17 protein-coding genes are annotated in these 17,613 nt (G+C 64.8%); 2 read left to right on the top strand and 15 right to left on the bottom strand.

What is annotated here, in order from left to right; all coding sequences use genetic code 11:
* Nucleotides 1–23: 23 nt before the first annotated feature.
* The 5 genes from HNO53_RS06025 to HNO53_RS21570 form a co-directional block, all read right to left on the bottom strand.
* Nucleotides 24–731, bottom strand: a complete 708-nt coding sequence (locus HNO53_RS06025; protein ID WP_209476987.1) for an LrgB family protein — start codon at nt 729–731, stop codon at nt 24–26.
* The gene (locus HNO53_RS06020; RefSeq protein ID WP_209476986.1) at nt 728–1,105 is read right to left on the bottom strand and encodes a CidA/LrgA family protein; all 378 of its coding nucleotides are present in this window, start codon (nt 1,103–1,105) and stop codon (nt 728–730) included. The genes HNO53_RS06025 and HNO53_RS06020 overlap by 4 nt, the downstream gene beginning before the upstream one ends.
* A 169-nt stretch (nt 1,106–1,274) precedes the next feature.
* On the bottom strand, nt 1,275–2,279 hold the full coding sequence (locus tag HNO53_RS06015; RefSeq protein WP_209476985.1) for a nucleoside recognition domain-containing protein: 1,005 nt from the start codon (nt 2,277–2,279) through the stop codon (nt 1,275–1,277).
* A gap of 79 nt (nt 2,280–2,358) precedes the next feature.
* Nucleotides 2,359–2,769, bottom strand: a complete 411-nt coding sequence (locus HNO53_RS06010) for a VOC family protein (RefSeq protein WP_209476984.1) — start codon at nt 2,767–2,769, stop codon at nt 2,359–2,361.
* A 158-nt stretch (nt 2,770–2,927) separates the two neighbouring features.
* Nucleotides 2,928–4,628 (bottom strand): methyl-accepting chemotaxis protein, encoded by a 1,701-nt coding sequence (locus HNO53_RS21570; protein WP_209476983.1) that lies wholly within the window; start codon nt 4,626–4,628, stop codon nt 2,928–2,930.
* 385 nt (nt 4,629–5,013) lie between these two features.
* Here HNO53_RS21570 and HNO53_RS06000 point away from each other — a divergent pair, with 385 nt between their 5' ends.
* On the top strand, nt 5,014–5,604 hold the full coding sequence (locus tag HNO53_RS06000) for a YqaA family protein (protein WP_209476982.1): 591 nt from the start codon (nt 5,014–5,016) through the stop codon (nt 5,602–5,604).
* 23 nt (nt 5,605–5,627) lie between these two features.
* On the opposite strand, the gene HNO53_RS05995 is transcribed toward HNO53_RS06000, so the two are convergent.
* From HNO53_RS05995 to HNO53_RS05985, 3 genes are all read right to left on the bottom strand, one after another.
* A complete protein-coding gene (locus tag HNO53_RS05995; protein WP_209476981.1) occupies nt 5,628–6,248 on the bottom strand; it encodes a LysE family translocator in 621 nt (206 codons plus the stop codon).
* 42 nt (nt 6,249–6,290) lie between these two features.
* Entirely contained in the window at nt 6,291–6,896 is a 606-nt protein-coding gene (locus HNO53_RS05990) for a GNAT family N-acetyltransferase (protein WP_242597551.1), read from the bottom strand.
* A 68-nt stretch (nt 6,897–6,964) separates the two neighbouring features.
* Nucleotides 6,965–7,642 carry a cell division protein ZipA C-terminal FtsZ-binding domain-containing protein gene (locus HNO53_RS05985; protein ID WP_209476980.1) on the bottom strand — a complete coding sequence of 226 codons (678 nt, stop codon included), beginning with the start codon at nt 7,640–7,642 and terminating at the stop codon, nt 6,965–6,967.
* Nucleotides 7,643–8,105: 463 nt separating this feature from the next.
* On the opposite strand from HNO53_RS05985, the gene HNO53_RS05980 reads away from it, so the two are divergent.
* Nucleotides 8,106–9,518 (top strand): PhoH family protein, encoded by a 1,413-nt coding sequence (locus tag HNO53_RS05980; RefSeq protein WP_209476978.1) that lies wholly within the window; start codon nt 8,106–8,108, stop codon nt 9,516–9,518.
* A 79-nt stretch (nt 9,519–9,597) separates the two neighbouring features.
* On the opposite strand, the gene HNO53_RS05975 is transcribed toward HNO53_RS05980, so the two are convergent.
* The 7 genes from HNO53_RS05975 to HNO53_RS05945 all read right to left on the bottom strand — a co-directional run bounded on the left by HNO53_RS05975 (nt 9,598) and on the right by HNO53_RS05945 (nt 17,594).
* Nucleotides 9,598–11,391, bottom strand: coding sequence for a complex I subunit 5 family protein (locus HNO53_RS05975; RefSeq protein ID WP_209476976.1), 1,794 nt, complete (start codon nt 11,389–11,391; stop codon nt 9,598–9,600).
* Nucleotides 11,388–12,893, bottom strand: a complete 1,506-nt coding sequence (locus HNO53_RS05970) for a complex I subunit 5 family protein (RefSeq protein WP_209476974.1) — start codon at nt 12,891–12,893, stop codon at nt 11,388–11,390. Before HNO53_RS05970 ends, HNO53_RS05975 begins: the two co-directional genes overlap by 4 nt.
* Nucleotides 12,890–14,380: a complex I subunit 5 family protein gene (locus HNO53_RS05965; protein WP_209476972.1), complete on the bottom strand. Its 1,491-nt coding sequence runs from the start codon at nt 14,378–14,380 to the stop codon at nt 12,890–12,892. Before HNO53_RS05965 ends, HNO53_RS05970 begins: the two co-directional genes overlap by 4 nt.
* The gene (locus tag HNO53_RS05960; RefSeq protein WP_209476970.1) at nt 14,377–15,036 is read right to left on the bottom strand and encodes a hypothetical protein; all 660 of its coding nucleotides are present in this window, start codon (nt 15,034–15,036) and stop codon (nt 14,377–14,379) included. Before HNO53_RS05960 ends, HNO53_RS05965 begins: the two co-directional genes overlap by 4 nt.
* Nucleotides 15,037–15,050: 14 nt before the next feature.
* Nucleotides 15,051–15,302 (bottom strand): hypothetical protein, encoded by a 252-nt coding sequence (locus tag HNO53_RS05955; protein WP_242597550.1) that lies wholly within the window; start codon nt 15,300–15,302, stop codon nt 15,051–15,053.
* 83 nt (nt 15,303–15,385) lie between these two features.
* A complete protein-coding gene (gene trpB / locus HNO53_RS05950; RefSeq protein WP_209476968.1) occupies nt 15,386–16,588 on the bottom strand; it encodes a tryptophan synthase subunit beta in 1,203 nt (400 codons plus the stop codon).
* Between the two features lie 91 nt (nt 16,589–16,679).
* Nucleotides 16,680–17,594 carry a prenyltransferase gene (locus tag HNO53_RS05945; protein ID WP_209476966.1) on the bottom strand — a complete coding sequence of 305 codons (915 nt, stop codon included), beginning with the start codon at nt 17,592–17,594 and terminating at the stop codon, nt 16,680–16,682.
* Between the last annotated feature and the right edge of the window lie 19 nt (nt 17,595–17,613).

Raw genomic sequence — 17,613 nt, 5'->3', positions numbered from 1 at the left:
TCAGCAAGGCTTTCCTTATGCCCTTACACCAGCAGCCGCCACACCAGTGGCAGCAGCAGTGCGGTGAACACACCTGTCAGGCTCATGCCGAGGGAGGCGAAAGCGCCGGCGGTGGGGCCGAGTTCGAAGGCGCGCACGATGCCGATGGCGTGGCCGTTCACACCAAGGGCGAAGCCGAGAATACGCTTGTCGGTGATCTTGAGCAGGCGGGCCAGTAGCGAGACGAAGATGGTGGTGAGCACGCCGGTGATCAGCAAGCCACCGAGCATCAGCGACAGCGAGCCGCCGATCTGCTCCATGATGCCCATGGCCAGGGGTGCGGTGACCGACTTCGGCGCCAGCGAGGCCAATACCAGCGGGGGTGCGCCCAGCAGCCAGGCGATCAGCACGGCATAGAGCGCCGCCAGAACGGCAGCGAGCGGCACGCAGCAGAGGATCGGCTTCCACAAGGCAAAGATGTGCTGGCGCTGCTGGTAAAGCGGCACCGCCAGCGCCACTGTGGCGGGTCCCAACAGCAGGGTCAGCCAGGCAACGTTGCGCTGGTAGTCGACGTATTCATAGCGCAGCAGCCACAGGCTGGCCGCCGTAATGACAGCGCCGATCAGCACCGCCGGGCACCAGCTCGGCCGGCCCATTCGTTCGAACAAATAAATGCCGCCGAGGTAGGCGGCCAGCGTCAGTGCGATGGCGAGTATCGGCGTGTTCAGCAGGGAAGCGTGCAGGTCGCTCATGGCTTGCGCTCCCGCTCTTCCGCGCCCGCGGCTTCCTGAGGCATGAAGCGGCGCATCAGCCACAGCGTGGTCAGCACGCTGAGGAAAGTGCCCACCCCGAGGGCGGCCATGATTGCGGTCCATTGGCCGGCGAACTCATCGATCACGAAGAATACGCCCACCACACCGGGCATGATCAGCATGGCAAGCAGCGGTATCAGCGCCTGGCTCGCCGTAGCCACGCTCTCGTTCAGGCGCCGCTTCGCCAGCAGCCAAGCCAATAGCAGCAGCAGGCCCGCCATGGCGTGGGAGACGGGCAGCGACAGCAGTTCGACGATGGCGTGACCGAGCAGTTGAAAACCGAGCAGCCACAGGAACCCACGCAACAGCTTCATGCCTTCTCCATTCGGCCCAGGAAGAAACTCTCGTACGAAAGATTAACACGCTAGCGTTTGCGCGGGGATGCACCTGGTCCTTCGCTGGCTCCCGTTCATGGACCGGCTTCCGCCCCAGTAAGTATTCACCCACTGGGCAGCGCCTGCCCCATGGGCAGTGGGGACCACCCTACCCTTCGCTGCGCGGCTCGCCCCCCGTCACCGCCCGCGAAGAGAACATCCAAGATGGCAGCTCCACGCGGCTCAACCACGGCAGCCTGGCCAGCAGGGCAATGACCACCAGCGCGAAGCCGAGCCGTGCCCACAGCAGGCCGGAGAGATCGGCCCCCATCAGCATGATCAGCAGGGTATCCTCGATCAGGCTGTGACACAGGCCGAGGAAGCAGAGCGTGAGCACGATGTCCCGCGGGGTCAGCTGGCCCGAGCGCGCCTCGCGCAACAGCAGGCCGGCGCCGAAGGTGAGTCCCAGGGTGATGCCGATGACGGTGATGTTGGCACCCGCCGGGCCGATCCCCAGCAGCCGTAGCAACGGATAGAGCAGCTTGTGGATCAGCCGCTCGACTCTCAGCCAGCGCAGCAGCTTCAGCAACGCCATTAGCGCCAGGATCACCAAGAAGATGGTCGCCAGCGTCATCACCTGGCCCTGCAGCCAGGCCGTCAGCGTCGCCTCCCGGGCTGAAGGTTCCCAGACCACGCGGTTGGCGTGCTGCAGCCAGCCGCCCAGCGAATAACTCAGATGCAGCAGCCAGCCCAGCAGCCAGGCACCGCCCATGCGCAGCAGCACGGTCAACCACCAGGGCACGCCGGCCATGCGCGCAACTGCGCCTTCGATCGGCAGCGAGTGGCCCACGGCCATCAGCGCACCCAGCACCGTCACCTGCGCCACGCTCAAGGGTGTGTCCCGGGTGACCTCGAAGAAGATCACCAGGCCGGTGTAGATGTTCGTCAGCAGCGTGGCAGCCCACACCAGGCTCAACGGCTCGGGTAGCCCCAGCGGCGCCATCAACGGCGCGAGCCAGTGACCGAGCAGCTCGGTCATGCCCAGCATCTCGAGTGCCTTGACGATCAGCAGCGCCGGCACCATCACCTTGAGCAGGGTCCAGTAGACCTTCCAGGCCTCGCGCAGCAGGCTGCCCACCGTGCCGAGAATCGAGGCGGGGCGTCGTTGTGTCATGGGTGGGTACCGTAAGCTAATCAGCCGCCTAGTCTACAGCCAGGCATGCGCAAAGAAACTACCGTTCAGGTAGCGGGCGTCATTCATCCTTGGGCCCGACCCAGGCGAAGGGGTTGTGGGCGACTTCCCAGAGATAGCCATCCGGGTCGGCGAAATAGCCGGAGTAGCCGCCCCAGAAGACCTTCTGCCCCGGTTTGACCAGCGTGGCGCCGGCGGCCACCGCCTGTTCCAAGAGTTCGTCCACCTCGGCCTCGGAGGCCAGGTTGTGCGCCAGGGCAATGCCGGCGAAGCCGCTGCCCTCGGCTGAGACCCCGGCGTCCTCGGCCAGCGCCTCGCGGCCGTAGAGCCCCAGCCAGGTGCCGTTGAGGGTGAAGAAGGCCACTTCGGGCGGCGACTCCATGCGGGGTAGACCCAGCCCCTGCTCGTAGAACCGGATCGACGCCGCGAGATCGCGAACGCCGAGAGTGATCATGCTGATGCGTGGCTTCATGGCGCTGCTCCCGAATAGCGGCCTGCGGTTGGGCCGCGCTCAGCTTACCTTAAGCCGCACCAAGCTCTGGCGCCAGGCACGGTGAGGGTCGCCAGGTAGGGCATTGGAGCAATGAAACCGGGGCGCATTCGCGCCCCGGCTTTTGAGGAGGGAGTGGCTCAGAACTCGGCCCACTCAGGCTCAGCCTTCGCCGCAGACCGTACCGGTCGCCGGGTGGGCAGCGCCACCTCTGACGAGGTCGTCGCTGTGTAGGAGAGCGCCGCGACGGTGCTGCCCGGCGCCGACTGTCTGCTCTCCTCCCTGGCCAACTGGAAGATGGCCACGGCCTCTTCCAACTGGGCGGCCTGGGCCTCGAGCGAAGCCGCCGCCGCCGAGGCCTGCTCGACCAGGGCGGCATTCTGCTGGGTCACTTCATCCATCTGCGATACCGCCATGTTGACCTGCTCGATGCCCGAACTCTGCTCCTGGGAGGCCGCGGAGATCTCATCCATGATGTCGCTGACGCGCCGCACCGAGGTGAGGATCTCCTGCATCGTGCTTCCGGCGTTCTCGACAAGGGACGCGCCCCGGTTCACCTGCTCGGCAGACGCTTCGATCAGCCGCTTGATCTCTCCTGCGGCATCGGCGCTGCGGCTTGCCAGGTTGCGTACCTCGCTGGCCACCACCGCGAAGCCTCGCCCCTGCTCGCCGGCACGCGCCGCTTCCACCGAGGCGTTCAGTGCCAGGATGTTGGTCTGGAAGGCGATCGAGTCGATCACGCCGATGATGTCCGCCACCTTGCGCGAGCTCTCGGTAATGCCGTGCATGGTGCCGACGACCTCCTCCACGACCTCGCCACCGCGGCCCGCGGTCGCCGATGCCTCCTTGGCCAGGGTACTGCCCTGGCGGGCGTTCTCGGCATTCTGGCGCACGGTGGCCGTCAGTTGCTCCATGCTGGCGGCGGTTTCCTGGAGCGAAGCCGCCTGCTCTTCCGTGCGAGAGGAGAGATCGGCATTACCGCTGGCGATTTCCCGTGCGCCGACATGGATCGAGCCGCTACTGTCGCGTACCGTCGAGACGGTTTGCTGCAGCCCCGCCTGCATGTGCTGCATGGCGGCAAACAGCTGGCCGATCTCGCTGCGTCCACGGTCGGCAATCGTCCGGGAAAGATCGCCCTTCGCCATTTGCTCGAAGTGTTCCACCGCCTCCTGAAGCGGTCGAATAATGACGCGTACCATGCCGATGCGAACGGCAGCCACGCAGAGTGCCACCAGCAGCAAGGCCGACAGGCCGATGATCTCATAGACACTTTTGGTCGCAATGAAGTGCTCCCTCAGGGTCGCCCCTCGCTCGCTGGCATAACTGACGAATTCCCGGTTGGCCTCGATGAATTCCTGGTTGATCGCGTCGCCCTCACGCTTGGCCACGCGGTAGCCGCGCTCATCACCCTGTTGCAACGCGGCCAGCTGGGGTTTCAGCCCTTGGTCCACGAGGCGAATGAACACGCTCTCGAGGGCATCCGCATAGGGTCGCCCCTGCTCGGTCTTGGGGGCGGCGACAAAGGCAGCGAACCGTCCTTCCGCGTTTACCAGGAAGCGTGCCGCCATTTCCAGGTAGCGCTCGGCCAGCGCCCGGTTACCCTCGTTCAAGGCGTCCAGATGATTGAGCAAGCTCAGCTGGGTATCGGCGACATTCACCTGCGCCCGATTGAGTTCATTCAACTGCTGTACGTTGACGACATTGAGTTCTTGAAGAGAAGCACTGCCCAAACTACTGGCCTGGTAGCCCAGGAAAGAGACTAGGCCAATCAACAGGGCAAAAAGCCCCAACACCCCAGTCAGACTGGCCTTGACGGTTAGATTCTTTACAAGTCGTTGCATTTCCTGCTCCTCTGCGTAATGCCGTGGTCCTCCACGGTGGTTCCCTGGCTTTCATGACGGCTCCTGCCGCAGCTCTCAGCCAGCCACTACTTATCGGCTTGTGCCGTTTCACTTTGAGCAACGATTGTTGGCAAGAGGCGCACGACTTGATCTTGGTCAATATCGACTATTATTAGAGAAAAATTTACTTGAGTTTCAAAGAAACCGTTAAACCCTGTTTTATTAAATTTAAATCAAGAAAAATAAAATAAAAAATTAACAATATAAAAACTATAACTTAATCAATTTGAACAATTCCCTTTGACACACTTGTGGTAGAGCGCTGTCAAATGTCGCGCAATCGCCTATGCTCTAGCTTTGCCCATGCGTAAGGACACCATCGGTAATGCCACGCTTCCACACCACCTCGGCCAAGGACTGGCTGGACCGCCTGGACCGGTCGCGCCACGCGCTGACGCTGTTGTTTGCCCTGTCGATGCTCGAGACCCTGCTGATCCCGATCCCCATCGAGGTCATCCTGATTCCGTGGATGCTATGCCATCCCAAACGCAGGTGGACGATCGCCGCCGTGGCGCTGGCCGGTAACCTGACGGCCGCCTCGCTCGGCTATCTGCTGGGCGCTTCCGTGATGGAACAATGGGGTGACCAACTGATCGGCTTCTTCGGCAACCAGGAGAGCTACGAGGCTTTTCGCTCCCGGCTGCAGGAGGAGGGCTTCATGGCGGTGCTAACCATCGGCCTGGTTCCCCTGCCATTCCAGATCGCCATGCTGGGAGCCGGCGCCAGCAGCTACCCCTTTCCGTTGTTCCTGCTGGCCGCCATGCTCGGTCGCGGCATTCGCTACTTCGGCCTGGCCGCGCTTGTCGCCATCACGGGCGATGCTGCACTACGCCTCTGGCAGCGCCACTCTCGCTCGCTGGGCGTGTTGGGCTTGGCGCTGTTCGGTCTCTGGATATGGTACGAGGTAGCGAACTAGCGGCAACGACTCACCGCCGCATCTCACTGCCTTCGTGCGACCAGCAACCCAACCCCGGCGCTGGCGAGCAAGCTGGCGCAGCCACGGTTGAACAGCCGCCTCATGGCGGGGCGTGAAAACAAGTGACGCAGAAAGGCACCGACATAGGCATAGCCGACAATCGCGACCCATTCGAGCAGCAGGAACAGAGCGCCCAGAACAGTGAACTGCAGCACCACGTGGCCGGCCGGATCGACGAACTGCGGCAAGAAAGCGGTGAAGATGAGGATCGCCTTGGGGTTGCCGGCCGCCAGCAGAAACTCCTGACGCGCCAGCCCCAGCAAGCTGCGCTGCCGCTCCTCGAACTCCCGTTCGTCACCCGGTGCGGCGAACCATAGCTGGTAGGCCAGCCAGAACAGGTAAGCGGCCCCCAGCAGCTTGATGGCAAGAAACAGCTTTTCCGAGGCATACAGCAGCGTGGCAAGTCCGGATGCCGCCAGCGCAATCATCACCAGAAATGCCGACAGGCGGCCGATCCCCGCCAGGCAGGCCGTATTCACGCCGTAGCGCTTGGCGTTGCTCATGGAAAGCAGGTTGTTAGGACCCGGAGCCAGGTTCAGCGCGAAGCATGCCGGAATGAAAAGCCATAAGGTCGTCAAGTCCATGCCATTTGCCTGTGGGTGCTTTGAGCCGGTGAGGGCCGTGAGTCAGTCGACGCCCGCTTCGCTGGCAACGACGTTCGAACGCTGTTGCCATTGCGATCGCCGCATCCGCGACAGGCACACCGGACGCTGATGGAACTCGGACGCTTCGAAGCGTTCGAAGCCGACCTTCTCCGCCACTCGCAACGAGGCCTTGTGCTCGGGTTCGACGATGGCGACGACCGAGTCGAAACGTCGGTCTTCGAAGGCATGACCGAGCACGGCGGTCGCGGCTTCAGTCGCCAGCCCCTGGCCCCAGTAGCGCCTGGCGAGCCGATAGCCAAGGCTCAACTCCGCGGTGCCCTTCACGCGTTCAGGGGATACGCCGCAGAAGCCGACGAAGTTCCGCTCGTCCTTGTCGACGAGTGCCAGCGGCCCCGTACGATGGTTGATATAACAGTCGAAACACCAGTCGAGAAAGACGCGGGTCGCCATCTCATCGCAAACGCCGCGCAATGAATAGCGCATCACCTCAGGATCGGCCAGCATCGCGGCCAATTCCGGTACATCGCCGGTCGCCAGCGGGCGAAGCCGTAGACGCGGCGTTTCCAAATCGAACATCATGGCCTCCCTGGCAGCATCACGGCTAGTAAACGGCCTGGCACGGATCACTCATCAGTCTAGAACAAGGCCGAGCGAGATGCGGCATCGAGGCGGCTTCTGTTGCCGCTCGCCCCACCTTACGAGGTGTGCCGTGCACTGGAAACGGCCGGTGACATCCCCGCATGCTGTCGCAACTGCTCGAACTCCTCATTGCTGACGGCATTGCGCTCGGCGTCGAGAATATGCCCGCCGATGGCGGCAACGGCCTGGGTGATATGGATCAGCGTCTCCGGGTTGCGCGCCACGCTACGCTTGTTGATGAAGTGGATCAGGATGGAGACACCAGGCACAGTGGGTTGATCGTCACCTTCATGGATGGGCGGCAGGGTGCCAGGCGGCGACGAGTTGGCAATGGTGAGCTTGTAGCCGGCAAGCGGGTCGCGAATCGTGTAGACGCCCAGCTTGGCGTCGTAGCCGGCGTTGTACTCCCTGAGCAGGCGAGCAAGGCGGCGGTTGGTGTCCAGCCCCGGCCAGTCCAGAATCACGAACAGGCACTGCTTGATCTCATCGCCCGAGGCGACCTTGAAGCGATGCATCGGCTCCGGCGCATCCGGCTCCGCTTGCCCTCCCGCTTCCGGCCGAGGCGTTTCCTCCGTACGGACGACGGGGGGCTCTTGCACCACGTGGGGCGTCGCCACTGGCGCTTCTTCGAGTTCGTTACGCGCTTGGCGGCTCTTCATGAAAGCCACCATGCACACCAGCGCGAGCAGCAACGCCACTCCCGCCACAATCAGTACCGCTACGACCGGATCCATCCTGCGCACCCCTACTTTCGCTGGCCCACGGGCATTTCCCACTTCCGCGACCTTCCCTGCCTTCACATCGGTCACGCTCACACGGGCAACGCCCCTATCGGGTCATTGTTGTTTTCCTGCAGATTACGCCGATATGCAATGCATCGCTATCTGCGCAATCAACGCTGGAGGTGCCCGTTTGCTTCCATTGCGCCGATGAAGTGTTGTTTCTCCAACGTCTTTCCCGCCACCGCATGAGTTTCTCGATGGGCCGGTCATCCACCTTACCAGCTTCACCCTGTGGTTTGCGTTGAAGTATTTCGATGGAAGTCGGCGCGTTAACCCCCCATGCTAGGTATAACGAAGTCAAAGGGAGCCATACCAATCCAAGTGACACTGGCCGCCAGCGAGCCGGGACTGTCATACCACGGAATGATATGAAGGCCAGTGTTGTAGGTGCCGTCAACTCAGGAGCGCTGCCCCGATGGTACGACTCGACAAGAAAGCCAAGCGGTTATACGTGCTGGATACCAACGTCCTTATCCACGACCCCGCTGCTTTGTATCAGTTCGAGGAACACGAGGTGGTCATTCCCATGACCGTGCTCGAGGAACTCGACAAGCACAAGAATGGCCTGCGCGAGATCGCTCGCACCGCCCGCCAGGTCAGCCGTACCCTTTCCGACCTCACCAATCAGGTCACCTTCGACGAAATTCAGCGAGGCATTCCGATTCCCCGCGCCGATGGCACCACCCTCGGCAAGCTGCGCTTCCTCTGCTACCCCGAGCTCGAACCGCTGGAAAACCTGGCCGAGAGCCCCGACAACGTGCTGCTCGCCGAGACCTGCCGGCTGCGCGACGAGCGCCCCGATGCCTCGGTGATACTGGTCACCAAAGACATCAACCTGCGGGTGAAGGCCGCCGCCTTGCACGTGCCGGTGGAGGACTACCTGACCGACCGCGCCTTCAGCGACAGCGACGTCATGCTGGAAGGGGTACGCATCTATCCCGATGCGGAGGGCGGTAGCGGTCCCTGGGATCAGATGGACGTCAACGTCGAGGTAGAGCGCGTCGACCATCACACTTTCTACCGCCTGGAAGGCAAGATTCCCAACGGCTGGCACCTGGGCATGCTGGTGTCCGACAGCGAGAACGGTGCCAGCTTCGAGGCCATCGTGCGCGAACTGGGCCCCAATCAGGCGCGGCTGCAGCTGTTGACCAATTATCGCCACAAGGACGGCGTGTGGGGCGTGCACGCCCACGACAGCCGCCAGAACTTTGCCCTCAACCTGTTGATGGACGACGACATCGACCTGGTCACCATTGCCGGCAGTGCCGGCACCGGCAAGACCTACATGACGCTGGCGGCGGCCTTCCAGCAAACCCTGGATGCCAAGCGCTTCGAGCGCATCGTCTTCACCAGGGCGCCGATCTCCATGAGCGAGGATATCGGTTTCCTGCCCGGTACCGAGGAGGAGAAGATGTCGCCGTGGATGGGCGCGTTCCACGACAACATGGATAATCTGCTGCGCGACGAACACGACGGCAGCACCAGCTGGAGTCAGGACGCCACGCGCAGCCTGATCGGCTCCCGCGTGCAGATTCGCGCTCCCGGCTTCATGCGCGGTCGCACCCTGAACGACACCTTCCTGATCATCGACGAGGCGCAGAACTTCACGCCCAAGCAGCTCAAGACCCTGCTCACCCGGGCCGGGCGCAACACCAAGATCGTCTGCCTGGGCAACGTCGGCCAGATCGACACGCCCTATCTCACCGCCAATACCTGCGGCATGGCGGCGGTGGTGGAACGCTTCAGCAACTGGCCACACGCCGGCCATGTGACGCTACGCAGCGTCGAGCGTTCACGCCTGGCCCTGGCGGGTGAGGAACTGATGTAAACCGAGCGCCAGGTCCGGCAAGCGCCGGGCCTGGGTCCTGCCCGACCGAAGCACGAACGCAAGCGATGCGTCGGCATGCCTAGCCCAGCCAGAACCCCAGCAGCAACAGCAATGCCAACCCGATCATCAACGGCACGGCGAGGCGGGAGAAACGTCGCTCGTAGCGGGCAAGCCCATCCAGCCGAGCGATAGCACGATGTTCCCACGCCACCAGGCGAGCGCGCAGCTGCAGACCGCGGGACTCCAGCATGCCCCCTGCCGTGACCAAGCCTGAGCGCATCCTGCGCGCCAGCGCCGCATACCCCCACCACAGGTCGCCCGGCGGGAGATGCGAACTCAGCCTCCACTCGCCCTCCCCCAGCTTTGCCGCCAGCAGTGCCAGGCCCGACAGTCCCAACCCGAGCGCCGCCGGCCACAGCAACCCAGGGAGGTCCGACAGCATCGGCCAGTGCACGCTTTCGCCCAAGGGCAACCAGAGCGGCACCGCAGCAGCGGCCAGCACGGCGAACAACCAGGCCAGGCACATCGGTGAGCGCAGCGGGGTGCCGGGCTCGCCCCGTCGCCGCCATTGTCGCCACAACGCACGGGCCACCAGCAGGGTGCTACCCACCGCCGCCACGCTGAGCCAGCTCACCAGGCTCGAATACTCGCTCTCCTTGAGCGCTTCCTTGATGAATCCCTTGGCGATCAGTCCCGACGTCAAGGCGCCTCCCAGCGACAGCGCCGGCAGCGCCAACAGCGTCACGATCAGCCACGCCGGCAACCGCGGCGGATGCTCGCTGATTCCCACGCCGAAGAACAAGGCGCCCTTGGTCATGCCATGGTGGCCGGCGAACAGAGTCACCGGCGCCAGCAGTGCCGGCCACGCGTCGGGCGCCGCCAGCCCCACGCCCACCAGACTGGCCAGCATGCCCAGTTGGCTGACGCTGGAGTAGGCCAGCACCGCCTTGGGATGGCGCTGGATCACGCCCAGCAGAGCGGCTCCGAAGGCCCCGAACAGCCCTGCCACGATGATGACGTCACCTAGCCGCGCCAGCCCCGCCTCGCCGCTCCCCAGCGGCAGCGTGCTGAGCCAGCCCAGCACGCCGGCCTTGACCATTACCCCGCTGAGCACGGCGCTGGCCGGCGTAGGCGCCACCGGGTGCGCCAACGGTAGCCAGACGTGCAGACCGATCACCCCCGCCTTGACGCCGAACCCCAGCCACAGCAGGGTGGCCATCCACACACCCCGTTCGGCCTCGCCGATGGCCACCCGCAACTCGGTCAGGGTCAGCGCCTCCGTACTGCCTGCCGACCACAGCAGGCCCGCCAGGATCATCCCCTCGCCGATCAGTGCCAGGACGATGTAGGCCAGCCCGCCGAGTCTGGCCTCGCGGTCGCGGCGGTGCACTACCAGGCCGTAGGCGGCCAGGGTCATGGTCACGAAACCCAGATAGAAGCTGGGGATATCCTCGGCCAGGATCAGTAGTAGATTGCCTGCCAACGTCAGCGGCCACAGCAGCGTGAAGCCCATCAGGCGACCAAGGGCATTCGCATCGCCCTCCCCCGCCTGGCGCCGCTCATCGGCCAGATAGCCACGTGCATACCAGCCGGCCAGCAGCCATAGCAGAGCGCCGAACAGCAGCCAGGGCCGGCGCGCCTCATCGAGCTGCCACAGGCCGCCAAGCATCCAGCCCGGCATCGACACGCTCAGCTCGCCGGGCCACAGAGCCAGCAGCAGGGCCGGCAGCGGGGCCGACCACCACCCGACGCCAAGCAGCTCCAGGCGCGACCGGGAGTTGCGCCCCTCCTGCTTCACCAGAGCCAGCCGCAGCCCACCGTGCAGCATCACCAGCAACGGCCAGAGCAGCGCCACGGGAAGCAGCAGGTTCATGGCAAGTACTCCACTGTCGCCATGAACGTCGCCAGATCCAGCGGGCTGAAAGGCACCCCTGCCAGCAGGCCGACCAGAATGCTGAACAGCGCCGTCGCGGCAGTCGGCAGCAATAGCCAGGTGCTGGTCTCGAAGCGTCCGAGATGGCGCTCCTCCGGCCAGCGGCCACGGCCGTGTGCCGGGCCCTGGCGAAACCACAGCCGATGCACGATCGGCAGGAAGTAGGCGGCGTTGAGCAGACTGCTGGCGGCCAGTACGGCAATCGCCCACGACATGTCGGCCTGCACCGCGCCAATGCCCAGGTACCATTTGCTGATGAAGCCGGCGACCGGCGGCAGGCCGATCATGCCCAGCGCCCCCACGGTGAAGGCCAGGCTGGTGAGGGGCATGCGGCGTCCGGCGCCATCGAGCTCATCGATCCGATGGATGCCGAGCTCCTCGGCATAGTTGCCGGCGCAGTAGAACAGGGTGACCTTCATCAACCCCTGGTGCATCAGGTGCACGAGGCCGGCAATCGTGCCGAAGGGCCCGAACAGGCTGATGCCGAGCACGATATAGGAGACCTGGCTGATGGTCGAATAGGCCAGCCGCGGCTTGAGCTCCTGCTGCGACAGGGCGCGTATCGAGCCGAAGAGGATGGTGACGCTGGCGATCGCAGCGAGCAGCATCAGCAGGCCCAGTTCGTGCACCAGCGAGATGCCGTAGACGTCGTACACCAGCCGCACGATACCGAACGCCCCGGCCTTGACCACCGCCACCGCATGCAGCAGCGCACTGACCGGCGCGGGGGCCACCATCGCTCGTGGCAGCCAGCCATGCAACGGCACCAGCGCCGCCTTGACCCCGAGGCCGACAAGCAGGATCAGGAACAGCACGGTCAACATGGGATACGCGTCGGCTCCCAGGTCGGCGAGCCTCTCGCGCTGACCGAAGGCCACGTCGCCTACCAGAGCGTGCAGCGCCACCACGCCGAGCAGCAGTACCAGCCCGCCGGTCACGGTATAGCGCAGGTAGACCTTGCCTGCCGCCAGCGCCTTGGCATGCCCGCGGTGCACCACCAGCGGATAGGTCGAAAGCGTCAACAGTTCATAGAACAACAGAAAAGTGAACAGATTGCCGGCCAGGGCGATGCCGGCGGTACTCGCTACACAGAGGCTGAAGAAGCCGAAGAAGCGCTTGCGGTTGGGCGAGTCCTCCAGGTAACCGATGGCGTAAATCGTGGTGGCCAGCCACAGCAGCGACGAGAGACCGGCGAACATCAGCCCCAGCGCATCGACCTGGAGCAGGAAGCTGGCGCCTTCCACCACCGTGAAGCCGAAGACGAAGTCGCGCCCTTGATAGAAGCCCAGCACCAACAGCGCAACCAGCAGGATCTTGAGCACGGCGGCCGAGAGGTTGACCACCGCCCGCGCCCGCCAGGCTCGCTCCGGCAGGGCGAAGATCAGCGGGGCCACCAACAGCGAGGTGGCCAGCGTCAGGACCGGCAGCCAGCCCTGGCTCATGGCTCGTCTCCCGCACCGCGCAGCAGGGTCAGTGGCCACTCGGCCGCCAGCCCCAATAGCAGCGCCGCCAGTGCCAACAGCAACGCGACGGTCTCCATGGGCCAGGGCACCCGGCGAAACTCGGCCTCAGGGGCATCCTCGATGAAAGAGTAATGAAAGAGGCGAAACACGTAGGCGGCGCTGAGCAGCGTACCTACGGCGAGCACCATCATCCAAGCCCAGTGGCCTCCCGACAGGGCAGCATGCAACAGCAGCCACTTGGCGGTGAACCCCATGCTGGGCGGTAGCCCGACCACGCTGATGGCGGCCATGCCGAAGCTGAGCAGGGAGAGCGGGAAACGTCGGCTGGCGCCGGCCAGCCCCTCCACCCTAGCGGCGCCGGTCGCGAGGATCAGATTGCCTAGCGCCAGGAACATGGCCGCCTTGGCCAGGCCATGAGCCATCAACTGCAGCCAGGTCCCTTTCCAGGCCAGATCGGCCACGGCCGCGTCCGTGCCGATCAGCAGCGGAAAGGCCAGCAGCAGGTAGCCCAACTGAGAGACGGTGGACCACGCCACCACTTCCTTGAGCTTGGCCGAGCGCCAGGCCTTCACCCCGCCCCACACCACCGCGGCACCGGCCAGGCCACCGATCATCCAGGCCGCGACGGTCGCCTCCGGTACCAGCAGCAGCCACAGCTGCAGGGCAATGAAGAAGGAGGCCTTGATTACCAGGCCGGCGTGGATGGCGCTGACCGGAATCCAGGCCCAGGCGTGCACCGGCACCAGCCAAACGTGCAACGGGAAGGCTGCGGCCTTGAGCAACAGCCCACCGGTGAGCAGCGCCATGGCCACCCACAGCAGCACCCCAGGCTCTGCCACCTCGGCCAGACCCGCCAGATCCAGCCGTCCCCAGGCACCCAACATCAGCGAGTCCCCCAGCAGGAAGGCCAGCGAGCCCACCAACGCCAGCAGCAGGTAGCGTAGCCCGGCCACCAGCGCCTCGACCTTGCCCGGCAGCAGCATCAGCCCCACTGCCGTCAGCCCCATCAGTTCGAGGCCGATGTAGAGCGACAACAGGTCGGCAGCCAGCCAGATCAGCGCCAGGCTCGAGATCAGCAAGCCCAGCAGCGGCCAAAACCAGGCCTGTCCCCGCGCCAGCGCCTGTACATCCTCGCGCAGGTATGCCGGGGCATACAGCGCGCTGGCCAGGCCGATCAGGTAAGTCAGCAACAGCAATAGCAGCGTCAGCCCATTGACCCGCCAGTACAGGACCAGGTCACCAAGCTCGACCACGCCGCTCTTGCCCGTCGTGCCCGCCACCTGCGAAGACAGCCAGCCCAGGGCCAGCAGCGGCAGCAACCCGGCGACGGCAACCGGCCAGGCGCGAGACGGTCGCGCGATGGCGCCGAGCACACCTAGCAGCAGCGGCAGGACGAGCACGAGCCAAAGCGCGGCCTCGTTCTCCATCGGCGTTGCCGCGGGTGACAGTCCCAGACGCTCGATCATGTCGGGCGCCCATTCGTCCTGTACACCACATGGTGAGACGCCTCCAGGGCTTCCAGCCGTCGGATCAGCAACGCCCCCAGCGCCGTGCCCAGCAGGGCCACCGCCAGGCCGGTGACGACCAGACCATGGGCAACAGCCAGCGCCCGGGAGTCGATCAGCGACATGAGAATCAGGAAGATGCCGGTGCCGATCACGTTGAACGCCAGCAGACGCCGCAGTAAATGGTGGTGCAGGGCGAAGGCCCACAGCCCCATGCCGAGCAGACCCAGCCCGGCAGGACGCAGCGAACCGCTACTGACTTCCATCAGCGCCAGGCCGAGCATGGCCAACACGGCCAGGGCCGGGAACAGCCGCATCAGGACCCGTGGCCAGGGGAGCGCAACGGGATCGTGCCAGTGGGTCAGGAGGCCCCGTGGCTGTGTGGCGGTAGGCATCACCCCCAGGGCATGGAACAGGAAGGCACCGGTCAGTACGGCCCCCAGCACCAGTTCGAGCAGCGCCAGCCACACCAGCCCAAGCCAGGCCCAGGAGAGGGCGACCGCCAAGGCAAAGGTCACGAACCAGCAACACGCCCTGACCAGATGGCGGTCGAACAGCGAAGCCGCCGCCAGCAGCAGCAACATAACTGCCAGCAGCAACTCATCGAAAGGCGGCATCCGAAAGGGCGCCTTTAGTGGTGGTTTCGGTTGACGACCTCTTCAATCATCGCCTCGAGTTCGTCACCCGGGCCACGCTCCAGCATGGTTTGCGCTTCGCTGTACAGGCATAGGAAGCGCTTGCAGGAGGCGCAGAATACCTTGTCGTCAGGGTTGTGCACCTTCGACACGCGATACAGGTGGCTGCCGCAGCTCGGACACGCCACCGGCAAACGCAGCTCCTCGGAAATATCGGGCATCATCACGGTCTCCTTGTGCTGATTCATCAGGTCTAGAGGTACACCTTGGGATCAGTCTTGCCTGACTCAACCCCAAGGTCCCCGGGGCAGTCGCCCCTGACCTAAGCCTGTCAGAGTCCGAGCTTTTCTGCCACGTAATCGGCATCCTTGTCGCCGCGACCCGAGAGGTTGACGAGGATATGCTCCTCCTTGGCCATCGTCGGCGCCACGCGCATCGCCCAGGCCACGGCGTGGGCGCTCTCCAGTGCCGGAATGATGCCTTCGACCCGCGAGAGAGTCAGAAAGGCGTCGAGACACTCGTCGTCGGTGGCGGCCTCGTAATCGACCCGCCCGGTCTCCTTGAGGTAGCTGTGCTGCGGGCCGACACCCGGATAGTCGAGCCCCGAGGCGATCGAGTGAACCGGAAGCGGATTGCCCTGCTCGTCTTCCAGAACGTAACACGCCATGCCGTGGATCTCGCCGGGCTTGCCCAGGGTCAATGTCGCCGAGTGGCGCGGCGTGTCGAGGCCCTCGCCGGCTGGTTCCACCCCTACCAGGTGCACGTCATCATCATCGAAAAAGGCGGTGAACATGCCGATGGCGTTGGAACCGCCGCCCACGCAGGCGGTGACGTGATCGGGCAACCGCCCATGGCGCGCCAGGAACTGCTCACGCGCCTCGCGACCAATGATCGACTGGAAGTCGCGCACCATCTTGGGAAAGGGGTGCGGGCCCACCACCGAGCCGATGGCGTAGATGTAGTTCTGCGGATCCTTGAGGTACTCCTCGAACGCGCTGTCCACGGCATCCTTGAGCGTCGCCGTGCCACGGGTGACCGCGACCAGCTTGCAGCCGAGGATCTTCATCTTGGTGACGTTGGGGTGCTCCTTCTCGATATCCACTTGGCCCATGTGGATCTCGCAGGGAATCCCCACCAGGGCACAGGCGGTGGCCAGCGCTACGCCGTGCTGACCGGCGCCGGTCTCGGCGATGACCTTGGTCTTGCCCATGAACTTGGCCAGCAGGGCCTCGCCCAGGCAGTGATTGATCTTGTGCGCCCCGGTGTGGTTCAGGTCCTCGCGCTTGAGATGAATCTGGGCGCCGCCGAGCTGCTCGGAGAGACGCCGGGCATGGAAGATCGGGCTGGGGCGGCCGACGTAGTCGGCGAACAGCTCGGCCAGCTCCTGCTGGAAGTCGTCACGCTGGCGAATCTCTTCGTAGGCGGCGTCGATCTCGTCCATGACCCGCTTGAGTTCGGGCGGAATGAACTGGCCGCCAAAACGGCCGAAGAAGCCCTGGGCATCGGGCAGGTTGGCGAAATGCGAAGTGCTCATGGATCGATCCTGACGGTAGGAAGATTAGCGTCGGGACATCTTGCCCAGCGCCACTCCCCCTGTCGAGGCAGACCTTGGTGCCAAGCCCGCTTCAGGCCGCAAGAAACAGCCCCACGTTGAGCAGGATCAAGTTTGCCAGCAGCGTCAAGACGTTGAGGCCCATCATGGGCAGCAGCGGCGCCAGATCGCCCTGCTCCACGGCTGGCGGCAATGACCACAGGCCGCGCAGCAGCCAGGCCAGGGCCGGCAGCGTCAGCCACATCAGCCAGGCCTTGGCGGGTAGCACCCCGATCAGCCAGGCCAGGGGCACCACGGCATAGGCCGACGCCAGCAACAGCGTCACCAGCCGGGCCGCCCGGCGCGGCCCCAGACGGATCGCCAGATGGTCGCGCCCCACCCGCCTGTCGGCGTCGATATCGGGCAGTTGATTGATCAGCAGCAGTGCACTGACCAGCAGCGTAGGAACCAGGGCAGCCGCCACCGCCGTGGCCGTTAGCGTGCCGGTCAGCGCCTGATAGGCCCCCGGCACCATCAGCAGGCCGAAGCCGGCTCCGGGCGCCAGCAGGCAGAGCCAGGGGCGGCGCGTCAGCCAGCCTGTGTAGGCCACCACCAGGACGAGGCCTACCAGGCCATACAGCAACATGACCGGTCCCGCCCGCCACAGGAACCAGGCGCCGATCAACATTACCCCCGCGAGGCAGGTCCAGGCCGCTACCCACACGGCATGAGCGGCCTCGGGCCGCTCGGGCAGCGATCCGCTGCCGCCGGAAAACGGCGTGCGCTCGGTCAGCGCATCCAGGCCGGATTGAAAGTCATGATGCTCGTTGAACAGGTTGACCGCGGCATGGGCCAGCAGTGCGCCGAGCAATACCAGCAGCGCATCGAGAGTCGCGAATGCATGGCCGTCGGCCCGGGCCGCGGTCATTGCCAGGCCCGCGCACAGCGGCGCCAGGATCAGGAAGTTCGGCCGGCTGCTGCGCAGGCAGGCGCGAAGCGCAGCCGGCATTCCGACAGACGTGTCCAAG

It is taken from the genome of Billgrantia antri (assembly GCF_017868935.1).
GTDB lineage: Bacteria > Pseudomonadota > Gammaproteobacteria > Pseudomonadales > Halomonadaceae > Halomonas > Halomonas antri.
Note: the sequence above shows the minus strand (reverse complement) of the source record. Positions and strands in the feature narration are given on the sequence as shown.

Bases quoted from the DNA above. Each gene is read 5' to 3' on its own strand.
- HNO53_RS06025 (WP_209476987.1), bottom strand. From the start codon at position 731: ATGAGCGACCTGCACGCTTCCCTGCTGAACACGCCGATACTCGCCATC.
- HNO53_RS06020 (WP_209476986.1), bottom strand. From the start codon at position 1,105: ATGAAGCTGTTGCGTGGGTTCCTGTGGCTGCTCGGTTTTCAACTGCTC.
- HNO53_RS06015 (WP_209476985.1), bottom strand. From the start codon at position 2,279: ATGACACAACGACGCCCCGCCTCGATTCTCGGCACGGTGGGCAGCCTG.
- HNO53_RS06010 (WP_209476984.1), bottom strand. From the start codon at position 2,769: ATGAAGCCACGCATCAGCATGATCACTCTCGGCGTTCGCGATCTCGCG.
- HNO53_RS21570 (WP_209476983.1), bottom strand. From the start codon at position 4,628: ATGCAACGACTTGTAAAGAATCTAACCGTCAAGGCCAGTCTGACTGGG.
- HNO53_RS06000 (WP_209476982.1), top strand. From the start codon at position 5,014: ATGCCACGCTTCCACACCACCTCGGCCAAGGACTGGCTGGACCGCCTG.
- HNO53_RS05995 (WP_209476981.1), bottom strand. From the start codon at position 6,248: ATGGACTTGACGACCTTATGGCTTTTCATTCCGGCATGCTTCGCGCTG.
- HNO53_RS05985 (WP_209476980.1), bottom strand. From the start codon at position 7,642: ATGGATCCGGTCGTAGCGGTACTGATTGTGGCGGGAGTGGCGTTGCTG.
- HNO53_RS05980 (WP_209476978.1), top strand. From the start codon at position 8,106: ATGGTACGACTCGACAAGAAAGCCAAGCGGTTATACGTGCTGGATACC.
- HNO53_RS05975 (WP_209476976.1), bottom strand. From the start codon at position 11,391: ATGAACCTGCTGCTTCCCGTGGCGCTGCTCTGGCCGTTGCTGGTGATG.
- HNO53_RS05970 (WP_209476974.1), bottom strand. From the start codon at position 12,893: ATGAGCCAGGGCTGGCTGCCGGTCCTGACGCTGGCCACCTCGCTGTTG.
- HNO53_RS05965 (WP_209476972.1), bottom strand. From the start codon at position 14,380: ATGATCGAGCGTCTGGGACTGTCACCCGCGGCAACGCCGATGGAGAAC.
- HNO53_RS05960 (WP_209476970.1), bottom strand. From the start codon at position 15,036: ATGCCGCCTTTCGATGAGTTGCTGCTGGCAGTTATGTTGCTGCTGCTG.
- HNO53_RS05955 (WP_242597550.1), bottom strand. From the start codon at position 15,302: ATGAATCAGCACAAGGAGACCGTGATGATGCCCGATATTTCCGAGGAG.
- trpB (WP_209476968.1), bottom strand. From the start codon at position 16,588: ATGAGCACTTCGCATTTCGCCAACCTGCCCGATGCCCAGGGCTTCTTC.
- HNO53_RS05945 (WP_209476966.1), bottom strand. From the start codon at position 17,594: ATGCCGGCTGCGCTTCGCGCCTGCCTGCGCAGCAGCCGGCCGAACTTC.